The sequence below is a fragment of the Aeromonas enterica genome (assembly GCF_054052465.1).
The window spans coordinates 69,336-85,075 of sequence record NZ_JBSTYL010000013.1 but is presented as its reverse complement, the minus strand read 5'-3'; the positions used below and the strand labels follow the sequence as shown (position 1 = coordinate 85,075).

The 15,740-nt window shown below is 59.6% G+C and carries 14 protein-coding genes; 6 read left to right on the top strand and 8 right to left on the bottom strand.

The features are described 5' to 3' along the window. Positions 1 to 46: 46 nt before the first annotated feature. Together ACW5XD_RS14500 and fhuB are read left to right on the top strand one after the other, a co-directional pair. Positions 47 to 874, top strand: a complete 828-nt coding sequence (locus ACW5XD_RS14500; RefSeq protein WP_456495497.1) for an ABC transporter substrate-binding protein — start codon at positions 47 to 49, stop codon at positions 872 to 874. Beyond that, positions 871 to 2,853 (top strand): Fe(3+)-hydroxamate ABC transporter permease FhuB, encoded by a 1,983-nt coding sequence (gene fhuB / locus ACW5XD_RS14495; protein WP_456495476.1) that lies wholly within the window; start codon positions 871 to 873, stop codon positions 2,851 to 2,853. The genes ACW5XD_RS14500 and fhuB overlap by 4 nt, the downstream gene beginning before the upstream one ends. A 69-nt stretch (positions 2,854 to 2,922) precedes the next feature. Here fhuB and mnmE read toward each other — a convergent pair whose 3' ends face one another. The 8 genes from mnmE to ACW5XD_RS14455 form a co-directional block, all read right to left on the bottom strand. Beyond that, positions 2,923 to 4,284, bottom strand: coding sequence for a tRNA uridine-5-carboxymethylaminomethyl(34) synthesis GTPase MnmE (gene mnmE / locus ACW5XD_RS14490; RefSeq protein ID WP_456495475.1), 1,362 nt, complete (start codon positions 4,282 to 4,284; stop codon positions 2,923 to 2,925). 99 nt (positions 4,285 to 4,383) lie between these two features. Beyond that, the gene (gene yidC / locus ACW5XD_RS14485; protein ID WP_456495474.1) at positions 4,384 to 6,030 is read right to left on the bottom strand and encodes a membrane protein insertase YidC; all 1,647 of its coding nucleotides are present in this window, start codon (positions 6,028 to 6,030) and stop codon (positions 4,384 to 4,386) included. Positions 6,031 to 6,035: 5 nt separating this feature from the next. Then, positions 6,036 to 6,284 (bottom strand): membrane protein insertion efficiency factor YidD, encoded by a 249-nt coding sequence (yidD, locus tag ACW5XD_RS14480; protein WP_010635605.1) that lies wholly within the window; start codon positions 6,282 to 6,284, stop codon positions 6,036 to 6,038. Then, a complete protein-coding gene (rnpA, locus tag ACW5XD_RS14475) occupies positions 6,251 to 6,610 on the bottom strand; it encodes a ribonuclease P protein component (RefSeq protein ID WP_042037151.1) in 360 nt (119 codons plus the stop codon). The genes yidD and rnpA overlap by 34 nt, the downstream gene beginning before the upstream one ends. After that, positions 6,610 to 6,744 carry a 50S ribosomal protein L34 gene (gene rpmH, locus ACW5XD_RS14470; protein ID WP_005307156.1) on the bottom strand — a complete coding sequence of 45 codons (135 nt, stop codon included), beginning with the start codon at positions 6,742 to 6,744 and terminating at the stop codon, positions 6,610 to 6,612. The genes rnpA and rpmH overlap by 1 nt, the downstream gene beginning before the upstream one ends. 271 nt (positions 6,745 to 7,015) lie before the next feature. Continuing rightward, positions 7,016 to 7,750 (bottom strand): amino acid ABC transporter ATP-binding protein, encoded by a 735-nt coding sequence (locus ACW5XD_RS14465; RefSeq protein WP_043135286.1) that lies wholly within the window; start codon positions 7,748 to 7,750, stop codon positions 7,016 to 7,018. 12 nt (positions 7,751 to 7,762) lie between these two features. After that, complete coding sequence (locus ACW5XD_RS14460; RefSeq protein WP_456495473.1) at positions 7,763 to 8,431, bottom strand: amino acid ABC transporter permease; 669 nt, start codon at positions 8,429 to 8,431, stop codon at positions 7,763 to 7,765. Continuing rightward, a complete protein-coding gene (locus ACW5XD_RS14455) occupies positions 8,432 to 9,190 on the bottom strand; it encodes an amino acid ABC transporter substrate-binding protein (RefSeq protein WP_043557335.1) in 759 nt (252 codons plus the stop codon). Between the two features lie 311 nt (positions 9,191 to 9,501). Here ACW5XD_RS14455 and dnaA point away from each other — a divergent pair, with 311 nt between their 5' ends. The 4 genes from dnaA (at position 9,502) to gyrB (ending at position 15,576) form a co-directional block, all read left to right on the top strand. Beyond that, a complete protein-coding gene (gene dnaA / locus ACW5XD_RS14450; RefSeq protein ID WP_043135284.1) occupies positions 9,502 to 10,872 on the top strand; it encodes a chromosomal replication initiator protein DnaA in 1,371 nt (456 codons plus the stop codon). 83 nt (positions 10,873 to 10,955) lie between these two features. Then, complete coding sequence (dnaN, locus tag ACW5XD_RS14445) at positions 10,956 to 12,059, top strand: DNA polymerase III subunit beta (protein WP_456495472.1); 1,104 nt, start codon at positions 10,956 to 10,958, stop codon at positions 12,057 to 12,059. Between the two features lie 2 nt (positions 12,060 to 12,061). After that, positions 12,062 to 13,165, top strand: coding sequence for a DNA replication/repair protein RecF (recF, locus tag ACW5XD_RS14440; protein WP_456495471.1), 1,104 nt, complete (start codon positions 12,062 to 12,064; stop codon positions 13,163 to 13,165). Further along, positions 13,162 to 15,576: a DNA topoisomerase (ATP-hydrolyzing) subunit B gene (gyrB, locus tag ACW5XD_RS14435; protein ID WP_456495470.1), complete on the top strand. Its 2,415-nt coding sequence runs from the start codon at positions 13,162 to 13,164 to the stop codon at positions 15,574 to 15,576. Before recF ends, gyrB begins: the two co-directional genes overlap by 4 nt. The last annotated feature ends 164 nt before the right edge of the window (positions 15,577 to 15,740 follow it).

Here is a 15,740-nt window from a genome sequence, read left to right as displayed (position 1 = left end):
GCCCTGCCTTATTAGCCTGTTTCTGCCGTTTGTGGCGCAGGCCGATATGTCTCCGACCGCCTCCGCGCCGGTACCCCGCATCGCCACCGTTGACTGGACCATAGCCGAAACCTTGCTGGCGCTGGGGGTGACCCCGCTGGCGGTGGGGGATGTCAGTTCCTACCGTGCCTGGGTCGGCGAGCCGCTGCTGCCGGCCGAGGTGGTGGATATAGGACTGCGGGCTCAGCCCAATCGCGAGCTGCTGGCCGAGTTGAAACCCGATCGCATCCTCATCTCCCCGCTGGCGGCGCCGTTGGCACCAACCCTGTCCCGCATCGCACCCGTGCAGTCCATCGCCCTCTATGATCCGCAAACCGATCTGTGGCAGCGGCTCCATGAGGCGACCCTGACCATAGGGGCGCTGGTGAACAAAACGGCAGAGGCCGAGAGACTGCTGGCCGGGCTTGATCGGGATCTGGCGCAGATGCGGGCCGAGTTGCCAGCGGATCTGCCGCCCCTGCTGGTGGTGCAGTTCATCGATGAGCGCCACGTGCGGGTATTTGGTCGCCACAGCCTGTTCGAGGCGGTGATGCAGCGGCTTGGCCTGCGCAACGCCTGGCAGGGAGAGACCAATGCCTGGGGCTTCTCGGTGGCCAGCATAGAGCAGTTCATGACGTTGCCAGTCGCGCGACTGGTGGTGGTGGATCCCATCCCCGTCGGGGTGAGCCAGCGGCTGCAGGAGCCCGGCCTGTGGCAGCATCTGCCGCTGGTGCAGCGGGCACCTGTGCTGCATCTGCCTGCGGTCTGGAGCTTCGGTGGCGTGCTCGCCGCCCGCCGCTTCGCCAGCCTGCTCAGCGAAGCATTGCAGCAGGATGCCAGGGGAGATAGTCAATGAAACACATATTCCCATCCCCGCTGCTGCGGACTGCCTTGATCCTGCTGGGGTTGACCCTTTCGCTCGCTTGCTGGGATCTGGCGCGCCAGGTACCGGGCGCGCTCTGGTGGCAGACCCTCTTCTTGCCCAATCTGGATGATGTCCGCCAGGCCGTGGTGCACTTCAGCTGGTTGCCCCGGCTGACGGTGACTCTGCTGGCCGGAGCCGCCCTCGGTCTGGCCGGCACCCTGATGCAGCAGGTGCTGCGCAACCCGCTCGCCTCGCCGACCACCTTGGGGGTGGCCTCCGGCGCCCAGCTGGCGCTGATGATGGTGACCCTGTTTGCCCCCTCCTGGCTGCTGCTGGGGCGGGAGTGGATCGCCATGGCCGGTGGCAGCCTCGCCATGGCGCTGGTGTTCGCCCTGGCCTGGCGCCGTCAGCTCAATCCGGTGGTCATAGTATTTGCGGGACTGGTGATCAACCTCTATCTGGCGGCCATCAGCATGGGGCTGCTGCTGTTCTTTCAGGAGGAGCTGAAGGGACTGCTGGTATGGGGCAGTGGCTCCCTGGCCCAGAACAGCTGGAGCGGAGTGAGCTATCTGCTGCCACGCCTGCTGGTGGCGGGAGGGCTGGCGGCTGTGCTGGTGCGCCCGCTGGCGGTGCTGGAGCTGGATGATGCCAGCGCCCGCAGTCTGGGGGTTTCCCTTCAGCAGCTGCGACTGGCCGGACTCGGGCTGGCGGTGTTCGTCACCGCCTGCGTGGTGAGCGTGGTGGGGCTGATCGGTTTCATCGGGCTGGCGGCGCCGGCCATGGTACGGCTGCTGGGGATCCGTCAACTCGGCCAACGGCTGTTGTGGGGGCCAATCCTGGGGACTCTGCTGCTGACGGCCACCGATCTGCTGCTGCAGACCCTGAGCAACGTCTGGCCCGTGCTGATCCCGACCGGTGCCATGACGGCCTTGCTGGGGGCGCCGCTGCTGCTCTGGCTGATCCCGCGGCTGGCCCTGAAGTCCGGCTCGCCGAAGGGGGCAAGCGGCCTGTCGGTCGCACGGCATCCGGCCCCGACTCGGCTGCTCACCTTGCTGCTGCTTGGCCTGGGGTTCGCCATCATAGGCTCCCTGCTGGTCGGGCAGGGGATGGCTGGCTGGAGCTGGCCGAGCTGGCTCAGGTGGCAGGCCCAGCTGGAGTGGCGCCTGCCGCGCACCCTGGCGGCCGGTGCTGCCGGCGTCTTGCTGGCGTTGGCGGGCACTCTGCTGCAGCGGGTCAGCAACAACCCCATGGCGAGCCCTGAGCTGCTGGGGGTGAGCGGCGGTACCTTCATGGGGGTGATAGCGACGGCCTTGCTGCTGCCGGCTTTACCGCTGCCCATTATGCTGTTGGGCGGCCTGATCGGCGCCTTCGCTTGCCTCTTGCTGCTGGTGCTGGTCAACCGCAAGCACGGCTTCCAGCCGGAGCGGATCCTGCTGTCCGGCATCGCCATCACGGCGCTGTTCGAGCCGCTGCAGGCCATAGCACTGGCCAACGGCGACATGCGGGTGCAGCAGCTGCTTTCCTGGATGTCCGGCTCCACCTATTACGTCACCCTGCCGGTGGCTTATGGGCTGGTGGCATTGGCGGTATTGATGCTGGCAGCCTGCCTGCTCATCAGCCGCTGGCTCGATCTGCTGCCGATGGGGTCGGCGCTGGCGACCGCGCTGGGCATTCGCCTCAACCGGGCCCAGCTCGCCATACTGCTGCTGGTGGCCGTGCTCACCGCCAGTGCCACCCTGGTGGTGGGGCCGCTCTCTTTCGTCGGTCTGCTGGCTCCGCACATGGCCAAGCTGATGGGACTGGTGCGGGCACGCTGGCACCTGCTCGGTGCCGCCGCTGCCGGCGCCCTGCTGATGGTGTCGGCGGACTGGATCGGCCAGCAGATCCTGTTCCCGCAGGACGTGCCGGTCGGACTGGTCTCCACCCTGTTAGGGGGCGCTTACTTCATGTGGTGTCTGCGTCGGCTCTAGGTTTTCGAAGAAAAAACGCACAAAGAAGCCCGGGATAAACCCGGGCTTTTTATTGTCTGCCGTGCGGCGTTACTTGCCGATGCAGAAGCTGGAGAAGATACGGCCCAGCAGATCGTCCGAGCTGAACTCGCCGGTGATCTCGGACAGGGACTCCTGCGCCAGGCGCAGCTCTTCGGCCACCAGCTCACCGGCGACATAGATTTCCAGCTGGTCCTTGGCCACCAGCAACCGCTCGGCAGCGCGCTCCAGCGCATCCAGGTGGCGGCGGCGGGCCATGAAGCCCCCCTCGGTGTTGCCCTGGAAGCCCATGCAGGCTTTCAGGTGCTCGCGCAGGGCGGGCAGCCCCAGCTCTGTCTTGGCGGATATGCGGTAGACGGCATGGCCCAGCTCCTGGCTTGGAGCCAGATCTTCGCCGGTCAGGTCGGCCTTGTTGCGCACGACCGTGAGGCCGATGTTTTTTGGCAACCGATCAACAAATTCCGGCCAGATTTCCCGCGGGTCGATCGCATCGGTCGTTGTGCCATCCACCATGAACAGCACCCGGTCGGCCTGCGCTATTTCTGCCCAGGCGCGCTCGATGCCGATCTTTTCCACCTGATCCTGGGTGTCGCGCAGGCCGGCGGTGTCGATGATGTGCAGCGGCATGCCATCCAGGTGGATGTGCTCGCGCAGTACGTCGCGAGTGGTGCCGGCAATCTCGGTGACGATGGCGGATTCGCGCCCGGCCAGGGCGTTGAGCAGGCTGGACTTGCCGGCGTTGGGACGACCGGCGATCACCACCTTCATCCCTTCCCGCAGCAGAGCTCCCTGCTTGGCTTCGCCGCGCACGCCATCCAGCTCGTCCATGATGGCGTAGAGATCGCCCGCCACCTTGCCGTCGGAGAGAAAATCGATCTCCTCATCCGGGAAGTCGATGGCGGCTTCCACATAGATGCGCAGCCGGATCAGACTCTCCACCAGCTGCTGGATTTTACTGGAGAACTGCCCCTGCAGGGAGTGCATGGCGCTGCGGGCGGCCTGCTCGCTGGAGGCTTCGATCAGATCGGCGATGGCTTCGGCCTGGGCCAGGTCCAGCTTGTCGTTCATGAAGGCGCGCTCGCTGAACTCGCCGGGACGGGCAGGGCGCAGCCCCTTTATCTGCAGGATACGGCGCACCAGCATGTCCATGATGACGGGGCCGCCGTGACCCTGCAGCTCCAGCACATCCTCGCCGGTGAAGCTGTTGGGGGCCTTGAACAGCAGGGCTATGCCCTGATCCAGCGGTTGGCCTTGCTCATCCCTGAACGGCAGATATTCGGCGTAGCGCACCCGCGGGAGCTTGCCGAGCACTATCTCTGCGACCTGTTCGGCGGCGGGGCCTGAGACCCTGACTATGCCAACGCCGCCACGGCCGGGCGCGGTGGCCTGGGCCACGATCGTATCTGTTGTCATCTTGCTTGGCTCGTTTGTTCGCTGATAGGAAAACGTAGTGGGAGACATTGTAATAAAAAAGGCGGCCCGAAGGCCGCCTCTTTTGTCATCACGGGAAGATTAGCTGCGCGTGTGCAGGCCTTTCTTCTCCAGCTGACGATAGATGATGGTCTGCTGGGTAATGGAGATGACGTTACTCACCAACCAGTACAGAGTCAGGCCAGCCGGGAACCAGAGGAACATGAAAGTGAAGATGATCGGCATGAACTGCATCACTTTCTGCTGCATCGGGTCGGTCACCGTGGTCGGGCTCATCTTCTGCAGATACCACATGGAAGCACCCATGAGGATTGGCAGCACGAAGAAGGGGTCCTTCACTGACAGATCGGTGATCCACAGCGCGAATGGCGCGTGACGCAGTTCGACGGATTCCATCAGGGCCCAGTAAAGGGCGATGAAGATCGGCATCTGCACCAGGATCGGCAGACAGCCACCCAGCGGGTTGACCTTCTCCTTCTTGTACAGCTCCATCATGCCCTGAGACATCTTCTGGCGGTCGTCGCCGAAGCGCTCACGCAGGGCCGCAATCTTGGGTTGCAGCATGCGCATCTTGGCCATGGAGGTGTACTGGGCCTTGGTCAGCGGGAACATGATGCCGCGAACCAGCAGGGTCAGCATGATGATGGCCACACCCCAGTTCTGGACGAAACCGTGGAACACGGTCAGCAGCCAGTGCAGCGGTTGGGCGATGAACCACAGCCAGCCGTAGTCGACGGTCAGGTCGAGGTGGTTTGCCACGTTGGCCATCTGGTCTTGCAGCTTGGGACCCACCCACAGCTTGCTGGTCACTTCGGCCTGTTGGCCTGCGGCCACGTCAACCAGCGGCGCCTTGTAACCTATGATGGCCTGGCCTTTACCAGGGATCACGCGGCTGTAGAAGCTGTTGGTATCATCGGCATTCGGTGCCCAGGCAGAGACGAAGTAGTGTTGCAGCATGGCGACCCAACCACCCTTGGTGGTCTTGTTCAGGTCGGCATCTTTCATCTCGTCGAAGGTGTACTTCTTGTAGCGAGTCTCTTCGCTGGAGAAGGCGCCACCACGGTAAGCGCTGGCTACCATGGCATGACCTTCCTGGTCCTTCGGCGTGGCCACGGTCTGCTTCAGCTGACCATAGAACTGCACCTGAACCGGCTCGGCAGATTTGTTGTCGATCTTGTAATCGACACCAACGGCATAGTCGCCACGCTTGAGGATGAACTCCTTAGTGAAGACCACGCCTTTGCTGTCGGTCCAGGTCATCGGAACGACGACTTGATCCTGACCATCGGCCAGCTGGTAGCTGGTCTGGGCGGCTTCATAGGTAGGACGACCTTCGGCCTGACTGTCCGGACCGTTGCGACCCACCAGACCGCTCTGGGCGATATAGAGACGCTCCGGGGCACTGGTCAGCAGCACGAACGGTTGGTCCTTGCCCTCTTCCAGCTTGTGAGACAGCAGTTCGGCAGACACGACGTCACCACCCTGGGTATCCAGGGTCAGCTTGAGCACGTCGGAGGAGACTGTGATCAGCTTGCGTGCGGCGTTTGCGTTGGCTTGCTCGGAAACCTGAGGAATATCACCGGTCTGACCGGCTTCAGGTACGAAATGTTCGGTTTGGGCCACGGTAGTCGGGGCCGGCTTCGGAGCCTTGTCAGACTCCCACTGTTGCCAGAGCAGAAAGCTCACGAACAGCAAACCGATCAGGATGAGATTGCGTTGTGATTCCATAGTCTTCAGTTTCTTCGCTTTGGTTGCGGAACCGGGTCATAACCACCCTCGGATAAGGGATGGCATTTTAATAGACGTTTGCTGGCTAACCAAACGCCTTTTATGAAACCGTGAAGTCGGATTGCTTCTATCGCAAATTGGGAACAAGTTGGCGTGAAACGGCAGCGCGGCCCGAGCAGAGGGCTAATGATTAGCTGATACAGGCGTATCAGTTTGACAGCTACCCATTGCAACGGCGTGACAGAGTGCGCCATAGCTTTTCCAGTAACTTGAATAACTCCTCGTTATCCATCTCTTTGACGCCACCCTTGGCGATCACGACGATGTCGATAGCGGGCAGGTTGGCTTGATTGAGACGGAAACTTTCCCGGACCACTCGTTTGACACGATTACGCCATACGGCACGCTTGAGTGCTTTTTTGGGCACAGCGAGGCCAAGACGGGGATGTTCGAGGGTATTGGGACAGGCGAGAAGAGTAATTTGCGGAGAAGCGGCCCGGACAGGCTCGGCGAAAACGCGTTTGAAGTGTTCGGGAGTTAACAGACGTAACTCCCGAGAGAAGGTGTGCGGCGTTGGCATTAAACTACCAGACGGGCACGACCCTTGGCACGACGAGCGGCCAGAACTTTACGACCGTTGGCAGTTGCCATGCGGGCGCGGAAACCGTGAGAGCGCTTGCGCTTCAGGTTGGACGGTTGAAAAGTACGTTTCATGATTCGATTCCGTATTTCTGTACAGTTTTGATTGTCACACTTAGCCGACGCGCCAGCTATAGCGTGTGACGACTAGCAAAAGAGGCCGAATTCTAAACAGAGTTCGGCTTTTAGTCAATCCGCCGTTCCCTCTCATTCTTGCCCTGACTTATAAATAAGCAGGATAAGCTGACAGGATCCGGAGGATCAAGGGCTCCGGATTATACTGGCAACCCGGGGTTAAACAAGGATCCTCCAATAAAAAAAGGCGGCAAGGCCGCCAAAGAGAGAGCTACTTAAGCACTTTTCGCAAGAACTCCCGGGTGCGGGGATCCTTGGGATCGACCAATATCTGATCCGGCGGGCCCTGTTCCACGATCCGGCCCCCCTCCATGAAGATCACCCGATCGGCAACATCACGAGCAAATTCAATCTCATGAGTCACCACCACCATGGTCTGGTGCTGGCGGGCGAGTTCCTTCATCAGCCCAAGTACCTCGTCGACCCACTCGGGATCGAGGGCTGAGGTGGGCTCATCAAACAGAATGACCTTGGAGTGAGCCGCCATGGCGCGGCCGATACCGACCCGCTGTTGCTGACCGCCGGAGAGAGACGCCGGATAGGCATCCTGTTTGTCGGCAAGCCCTATGTCCTTGAGGATGCCCAGCGCAGTGGCGCGGGCCTCCGCCTTCGGCTGCTTCCAGACGGTGATCAGCCCCTCGGCTATGTTGTCCAGCGCCGTCTTGTTGGCGAACAGGGCGTAGTTCTGGAACACGAAGGAGGCGCGCTTGCGCAGCTCGATGGCCTGTTGCTCGCTGGCGTTGGCCAGGTTCAGCTCAAGGTCGTCGATGGCAAGGGTGCCTGCATCCGGGGTTTCCAGCAGATTGAGGCAGCGCAACAGGGTCGATTTGCCGGTACCGGAGGGGCCTATGATGACCACTATCTCTCCCTTCCTGACCTCCAGATCTATGCTGTTGAGCACCTTGTTGCCGTGAAATGCCTTGGAGAGGCCGGTTAACTTGATCATTGCATCCCTCCTTTAATAGGCACGGTTGAGGCGTACTTCCAGCAGATGCTGCAAGCGGGTAAAGAAAATCACCACTACCCAGTAGACCAGCGCCACCGCCATGAAGCTCTCGAAGAACTTGAAGGAGGAAGAGGCTTCCATCTGCGCCTTGCCCATGATCTCGGCCACGCCCAGGGTGAATGCCAGCGAGGTACTCTTGATCATGTCGATGAAGTAGTTCATCAGCGACGGGGTCGCGATGCGGGCCGCCTGCGGCAATATGATCCGCTGCATCGCCTGGTAGCGGCTCATGCCGATACTGAGCGCCGCTTCCATCTGGCTCTTGTGGATGCCGATGATGGAGGCGCGGATCGATTCGGCCATGTAGGCGGCGAAGTGCAGAGTCAGACCGACGATGGCAGCGGTAAAGGCATCCATCCCCACGAAGATGGGGAACAGTTGCGGCAGTCCGTAATAGAGCAGGAACAGCTGGACGAGCAGGGGAGTACCTCGAAAGAACGAGATATAGAGCATCGCCAGCCAGTGGATCACGGGGATGCGAAACACCCGTACTATCGCCAGGGTCAGCGACAGTACGAGTGCCAAGACGAATCCCCACAGAGCCATTTCCATCGTGGTGCCCAGATATTTGAGCAGGATGGGGAACAGCCCTAGTGTGTACTCGAGGTCAAATTCCATCATTTATTTGTCGGTGATGTCGGAGGCGAACCATTTCTCGGAGATTTGACGCAGGGAGCCATCCTTGCGCATGGCGGTGAGGGCGTCGTCGACCTTCTTCAGTACGGCCTGTTTCTCCGGCGTCTTCAGGAAGGGCAGGGCGTTCTCGATGGTTTCGAACGGTGCGCCGGCCTGTTGCAGCGGCAGCTTGGATTCCTTGATCAGCTGGGCGGTAGAGACGCGGTCCATCACGAAGGCATCGATGCGACCTAGGGCGACATCCTGCTCGAAGCTGGAGTCATAGGTACGTATATCGATCTTCTTATTCGGGTCATTCTTGCGCAGCAGTTCTTCGAAATTGGAGCCTAGGTTGACCGCGACTTTCTTGCCTTCCAGATCCTTGATGCCGTGAATGGTGCTGTTGCCCTTGCGGACCACGATCTGGGCGCCGTCATAGACATAGGGCTGGGAGAAGGCGTACTTGGCCTTGCGCTCGTCCGTGATGGTGATCTGGTTGGAGATGGTATCGACACGGCCGGTTTCCAGCATGCCGAACAGGCCGGAGAAGCTGGCGGTCACGAACTCGACCTTGTAGCCGGTGCGCTCACCGATCTGGTTCCACATGTCCACTTCAAAGCCTTGCAACTTGTCCTGCTTGACGAAGGTGAACGGGAAATACTTGCCGGACATGCCGACCTTGATGGTTTCCTGGGCGATGGCTTGACCGGACAGGGCGGCCAGCAGAATGGCGGCACCGGAGACCAGCTTGATGGATGATGTCATGGGGATTCCTCTCTCTGTTGTTCTGTATTTTTAGTTGTAATCACTGGATTTGCGTTGATGTTATTGGAATAAAAGCTAAAGAATAAATGATATTTGGTTATATAAAATAACCGGTTCAGGTCTGGATCTTTGGTGCCATCCTGGATGGATCAGGCTGTGGGTAACTTTGGGGATGAAATCAGATCCAGCGATGCTGGATCCTTGAAAGTCAAGGATCTTATTTGCTGGATCCGCGAGGTGGCGGCTAGAGATCCAGCCGCTAAAAACGTAGAATAGCCGGTCTTTAGTTAATCAATTGACGGGAGTCTAGAGTGACTGCTTCGCTATGGCAGCAGTGCCTTAACCGGCTGCAAGATGAGTTGCCCTCGGCAGAATTCAGCATGTGGATCCGGCCGCTTCAAGCGGAGTTGAGTGACAATACTCTGACCCTGTATGCACCGAATCGCTTTGTTCTGGACTGGGTACGAGACAAGTATCTCATCCGGGTTAACGGCATCATCAATGAACTCTGTGGGGTCGATGGCCCCACCCTGCGTTTTGATATAGGTAATCGTCCCCATCCCGTCGCGGTCGCAAGAGCGCCGGCGCGGGGTGCTGCGCCTGTGAATAACTTGCAGAAGAGCTGGGAAAGCAAGGCTGAAGCCAAGCCTGAGCCGAACCACAAAAGCAACACCAACGTGAACTATACCTTCGAGAACTTCGTCGAGGGCAAGTCCAACCAGTTGGCCCGTGCGGCTGCCCGTCAGGTAGCCGACAACCCGGGTGGCGCTTACAACCCGCTGTTCCTCTATGGCGGTACTGGCTTGGGCAAAACCCACCTGCTGCACGCCGTTGGCAACGCCATCAAGGAGCGCAAGAAAGACGCCAAAGTCATCTACATGCACTCCGAGCGGTTTGTGCAGGACATGGTGAAGGCGCTGCAGAATAACGCCATTGAAGAGTTCAAGCGTTATTACCGTAGCGTCGATGCCCTGCTCATCGATGACATCCAGTTCTTCGCCAACAAGGAGCGCTCCCAGGAGGAGTTCTTCCATACCTTCAACGCGCTGCTCGAAGGCAACCAGCAGATCATCCTGACCTCGGATCGCTATCCGAAGGAGATCAACGGTGTCGAGGATCGCCTCAAGTCCCGCTTCGGCTGGGGCCTGACCGTGGCGATCGAGCCGCCGGAGCTGGAGACCCGTGTCGCTATCCTGATGCGCAAGGCGGACGAGAACCAGATCCATCTGCCGGACGAAGTGGCCTTCTTCATCGCCAAGCGTCTGCGATCCAACGTCCGTGAACTGGAAGGCGCCCTCAACCGGGTGATCGCCAACGCCAACTTCACCGGTCGTGCCATCAATATAGATTTCGTGCGCGAAGCGCTGCGCGATCTGCTGGCACTGCAAGAGAAGCTGGTCACCATCGACAACATCCAGAAGACGGTGGCGGAGTACTACAAAATCAAGCTGGCGGATCTGCTGTCAAAACGCCGCTCACGCTCCGTTGCCCGTCCGCGTCAGCTGGCTATGGCACTGGCCAAGGAGCTGACCAACCACAGTTTGCCGGAAATAGGGGATGCTTTTGGTGGTCGTGACCACACTACCGTTCTTCATGCCTGCCGCAAGATCGAGCAGCTGAAGGAGGAGAGCCACGACATCAAGGAAGATTACTCCAACCTGATCCGAACTCTTTCCTCCTGATAACAACGGTGAGTGGACAGATGCAGCTCGAATATTCCAACCTGATTCGAATCCTTTCGTCCCGATAACAACGGAGAGCACAGATGCAGCTCGAAATTAGCCGTGAGGCCCTGTTACGTCCTCTGCAACTGGTGTCCGGTGCCCTTGGTGGCCGGCCGACCCTGCCGATCCTCGGCAATGTCCTGCTTGATGTCAGCCAGGGTTTGCTGTCGCTGACCGGGACTGACCTGGAAGTTGAGATGATAGGTCAGGTTTATCTCAATAATGAGAGCCAGGATGGCCGCACCACAGTGCCGGCGCGCAAGCTGCTGGATATCTGCCGCGGTCTGCCGGAAGGGGCGGACATACGCCTCAACACCGAAGGCGAGCGCCTGATCATCCGTTCCGGTCGTTCCCGTTTCAACCTGTCGACCCTGCCAGCCAGTGAATACCCGAATATCGAGGATTGGGAATCCGTGCTCGAATTCGATATCGGCCAGCAGGAGCTGAAGAAGCTGATCGACGCCACCCAGTTCTCCATGGCCAGCCAGGACGTGCGTTACTACCTGAACGGCATGCTGTTCGAGAGCGAGGGCCACGGTCTGCGTACCGTAGCGACTGATGGCCACCGTCTGGCCACCTGTCGTCGCGAGGTAGTGGAAGAATCGCTGCCCGATCATCAAGTTATCCTGCCCCGTAAAGGTGTGCTTGAGCTGGTGCGCTTGCTGGAAGCGGAAGACAAGCCGGTACGACTGCAGATCGGGCGCAGCAACCTGCGCGCCGCGCTGGATGGTTTCATCTTCACCTCCAAGCTGGTGGATGGCCGCTTTCCCGATTGGCGCCGGGTTATCCCGCGCAACAGCGACAAGGCCCTGATCGCCGGTCGTGAGGATCTGCGTCAGGCTTTTGCCCGCGCGGCCATCCTCTCCAACGAGAAATTCCGTGGGGTGCGTCTCAATCTGCAGGAAAACTTGCTGCGCATTACCGCCAACAACCCGGAACAGGAAGAAGCCGAAGAGCTGCTTGACGTACAATACGAGGCCAGCGAAATGGAGATAGGTTTCAACGTCTCTTATGTGCTGGACGTGCTGAATACGTTAAAATGTGACCAAATTCGGATTAGCCTGAGCGATTCCATCAGCAGTGCCATTATTGAGGATTTTGATCATCAGGATGCTCAGTACGTGGTGATGCCGATGCGGATCTAGTCGTGTCCCTGGTCAAACTCCAGCTCAGCGACTTTCGCAATATCCAGCAGGCCAGTCTCAAGCTGTCTCCCGGCCTCAATATTCTGGTCGGGTGCAATGGCAGCGGCAAGACCAGCGTGCTGGAAGCCATTCACTACCTTGGTCTCGGTCGCTCCTTTCGTACTCACCTTACCGGGCGGGTCATCCGCCAAGGGGAGCGGGCCTTTACCCTGTTTGCCCAGTGCGAACTGGAAGGGCGTCAGGTGCCCATCGGGCTCGCCAAAGACAAGAGTGGCGAGACCCAGCTCAAGATCGCCGGGGCCCAGGCCCAGCGACTGGCCGATCTGGCCGAGCTGTTGCCGGTGCAGTTGATCCATCCCGATGGCTTCAACCTGCTGACGGGCGGGCCCCAGGCTCGCCGGGCCTGGCTGGATTGGGGCGTTTTCCATCAGGAACCGACCTTTTTCTCCCTGTGGGGACGAGTGCGGCGTCTGCTGAAACAGCGCAATGCGCTGCTGCGCCAGAGCACCCAGTATCGCCAGCTGGCGTTCTGGGATCAGGAGCTGGTGCGGCTCGGGGGTGAACTGGCCATGTTCCGTGCGAGCTATTGTCAGGCCATTACGCCCCTGATCAAGGAGATGACGGCGGATTTTCTGCCGGAATTCGACATCAGTCTCGGTTTCTACCGGGGCTGGGAGAAAGAAACTCCTCTCGGCGACTTGCTGGAGGCGGGGTTTGAGCGAGATCGTTCGCTGGGTTACACAGGGGTCGGCCCACAGAAGGCCGATGTGCGACTCAAGGCGAACGGGGTGCCCGCTCAGGATATTTTGTCCAGGGGTCAGCTGAAGTTGTTGGTCTGTGCCATGCGACTGGCCCAAGGGCTCTATTTGAATCAACATAGCAGCCGTGGCTGTATTTTTTTAATTGACGATTTTGCCTCTGAACTGGATGTCGACAAGCGTCGCTTGCTGGCCGCAAGGCTGAAGCAGTGTGCGTCCCAGGTGTTTATCACCGCCATCGATACCGGTCAGCTCGCAGACATGATGGATGCGAATGACTGCAAGTTGTTCCACGTGGAACAAGGCAAGATCTCCGAAACGTTAGAGAAGGCAGAGAGTAAGCTATGAGTGAAAATACTTACGACTCCTCGAATATCAAGGTACTGAAGGGCCTGGATGCGGTCCGCAAGCGCCCGGGGATGTACATCGGCGATACGGATGATGGCTCAGGTCTGCACCACATGGTGTTTGAGGTCGTCGATAACTCCATTGACGAGGCTCTTGCTGGCTACTGCTCCGATATTCTGGTCAAGATCCATTCCGACGGTTCCGTTTCCGTGCGTGACAATGGCCGGGGTATCCCGGTAGACATGCACGAGGAGGAGGGCCGCTCCGCCGCAGAGGTCATCATGACTGTGCTGCATGCCGGCGGTAAGTTCGATGACAACTCCTACAAGGTGTCCGGCGGCCTGCACGGTGTGGGCGTCTCAGTGGTAAACGCCCTCTCTGACAAGCTGTTGCTGACCATTCGTCGCAACGGCCATGTCTACGAGCAGACCTATCACCTGGGTGAGCCGCAGGCACCGCTCAAGCAGATTGGCGACAGCAGCAGCGGCACGGGTACCGAGGTGCGATTCTGGCCGAGTCCGACCATCTTCACCGATACCCTGTATCACTACGAGATCCTGGCCAAGCGTCTGCGCGAGCTCTCCTTCCTCAACTCCGGTGTCTCCATCCGTCTGCAGGACGAGCGGGATGGCCGCGAGGTGCATTTCTGCTACGAGGGCGGTATCAAGGCGTTCGTTGAATACCTGAACCAGAACAAGACCCCGATCCACCCCAAGGTGTTCCACTTCTCCACCGAGCAGGACGGCATCGGTGTCGAAGTCGCCATGCAGTGGAACGATGCCTATCAGGAAGGGGTTTACTGCTTCACCAACAACATCCCGCAGCGGGATGGTGGTACTCACCTGGTGGGTTTCCGCACCGCGCTGACCCGTACCCTCAACACCTACATGGACAAAGAGGATTACAGCAAGAAGGCCAAGTCTGCCGCCAGTGGCGACGACGTGCGTGAAGGTCTGATTGCCGTTATCTCCGTCAAGGTGCCGGATCCCAAGTTCTCCTCCCAGACCAAGGACAAGCTGGTCTCTTCCGAAGTGAAGACAGCCGTTGAACAGGCGATGGGTGAGAAGCTCGGCGAGTTCCTGCTGGAAAACCCGGGCGATGCCAAGATAGTTGTCAACAAGATCATCGATGCGGCCCGTGCCCGTGAAGCGGCACGCAAGGCGCGCGAACTGACCCGTCGCAAGGGTGCGCTGGACATCGCCGGCCTGCCAGGCAAGCTGGCAGACTGCCAGGAGAAAGACCCGGCCCTCTCCGAACTCTACATAGTGGAAGGGGACTCTGCTGGCGGCTCCGCCAAGCAGGGCCGCAACCGCAAGAACCAGGCTATCCTGCCGCTCAAGGGCAAGATCCTGAACGTGGAGAAGGCCCGTTTCGACAAGATGATCTCCTCGCAAGAGGTGGGCACCCTGATCACGGCCCTGGGCTGCGGCATAGGTCGTGACGAGTACAACCCGGACAAGCTGCGTTACCACAACATCATCATCATGACGGATGCGGACGTCGATGGTGCGCACATCCGTACTCTGTTGCTGACCTTCTTCTATCGTCAGATGCCGGAGATCATCGAGCGTGGCTACATCTACATAGCCCAGCCGCCGTTGTACAAGGTCAAGAAGGGCAAGCAGGAGCAGTATCTGAAAGACGAAGATGCGCTGCTGCAGTACCAGACCGCCATGGCGCTGGATGGTGCTACCCTGCACGTCAACGAGTCTGCCCCGGCCATAGGTGGCGAGGCGCTGGAGCGTCTGGTCAACCAGCACCGTGCTGTCTCTCACCTGATCACCCGCATGTCCCGTCGAGCGCCGGATGCCGTGTTGACCCAGCTGATCTATCAGCCTGAGTTGAACGAAGCCCTGCTGGCCAGCGAGAGCGACCTGCTGGCCTGGTGTCAGGGCATGGAAGCCGTGCTCAACGAGAGCAACCACGGTATCCAGTACCAGATCCAGGTGCGTCGTGATGAAGAGCGCCGCCTGTTCGTGCCGCACGCCGTGGTGCGTCAGCACGGGGTCGACCGTGAATACGCGATCAGCTACGACTTCCTGCAGTCCGGTGAGTACCGTCAGCTTGTTTCACTGGGCAAGGAGATCGCCAACCTGATCGAGGAAGGCGGTTTCATCAAGCGTGGCGAGAAGGTCAAGCCGGTTGCCAACTTCGTGGAAGCGGTCGACTGGCTGATGAGCGAAGGCAAGCGCGGCATCTACATTCAGCGCTATAAAGGGCTGGGCGAGATGAACCCGGATCAGCTGTGGGAAACCACTATGGATCCGGAAGCGCGTCGCATGCTGCGCGTCACCATAGACGACGCCGTTGGTGCCGACCAGCTCTTCTCCACCCTGATGGGTGATGCGGTCGAGCCTCGTCGTGACTTCATCGAGACCAACGCCCTGCGGGTCGCCAACCTCGACGTCTAATCGACCTAGTCAGTCAGACAGCAAAAAGCCGCTCCTTGTGAGCGGCTTTTTTACATCTGTCGTCAGCGGTATCGCGTTATCCGTTCCCTCTCTGGATGAAGGCCAGCCCTGGATTGTCTCACCTCATCATGGATGTTCCACGTGAAACATCGCGCCCTCCGACC

What these genes read in the sequence shown, in the direction of transcription:
- yidD (WP_010635605.1), bottom strand. Translation starts at nt 6,284, where the DNA reads ATGGCGCACTCTGTCACGCCGTTGCAATGGGTAGCTGTCAAACTGATA.
- gyrB (WP_456495470.1), top strand. Translation starts at nt 13,162, where the DNA reads ATGAGTGAAAATACTTACGACTCCTCGAATATCAAGGTACTGAAGGGC.
- ACW5XD_RS14500 (WP_456495497.1), top strand. Translation starts at nt 47, where the DNA reads ATGTCTCCGACCGCCTCCGCGCCGGTACCCCGCATCGCCACCGTTGAC.
- fhuB (WP_456495476.1), top strand. Translation starts at nt 871, where the DNA reads ATGAAACACATATTCCCATCCCCGCTGCTGCGGACTGCCTTGATCCTG.
- ACW5XD_RS14465 (WP_043135286.1), bottom strand. Translation starts at nt 7,750, where the DNA reads ATGATCAAGTTAACCGGCCTCTCCAAGGCATTTCACGGCAACAAGGTG.
- mnmE (WP_456495475.1), bottom strand. Translation starts at nt 4,284, where the DNA reads ATGACAACAGATACGATCGTGGCCCAGGCCACCGCGCCCGGCCGTGGC.
- rpmH (WP_005307156.1), bottom strand. Translation starts at nt 6,744, where the DNA reads ATGAAACGTACTTTTCAACCGTCCAACCTGAAGCGCAAGCGCTCTCAC.
- dnaN (WP_456495472.1), top strand. Translation starts at nt 10,956, where the DNA reads ATGCAGCTCGAAATTAGCCGTGAGGCCCTGTTACGTCCTCTGCAACTG.
- ACW5XD_RS14455 (WP_043557335.1), bottom strand. Translation starts at nt 9,190, where the DNA reads ATGACATCATCCATCAAGCTGGTCTCCGGTGCCGCCATTCTGCTGGCC.
- ACW5XD_RS14460 (WP_456495473.1), bottom strand. Translation starts at nt 8,431, where the DNA reads ATGATGGAATTTGACCTCGAGTACACACTAGGGCTGTTCCCCATCCTG.
- rnpA (WP_042037151.1), bottom strand. Translation starts at nt 6,610, where the DNA reads ATGCCAACGCCGCACACCTTCTCTCGGGAGTTACGTCTGTTAACTCCC.
- yidC (WP_456495474.1), bottom strand. Translation starts at nt 6,030, where the DNA reads ATGGAATCACAACGCAATCTCATCCTGATCGGTTTGCTGTTCGTGAGC.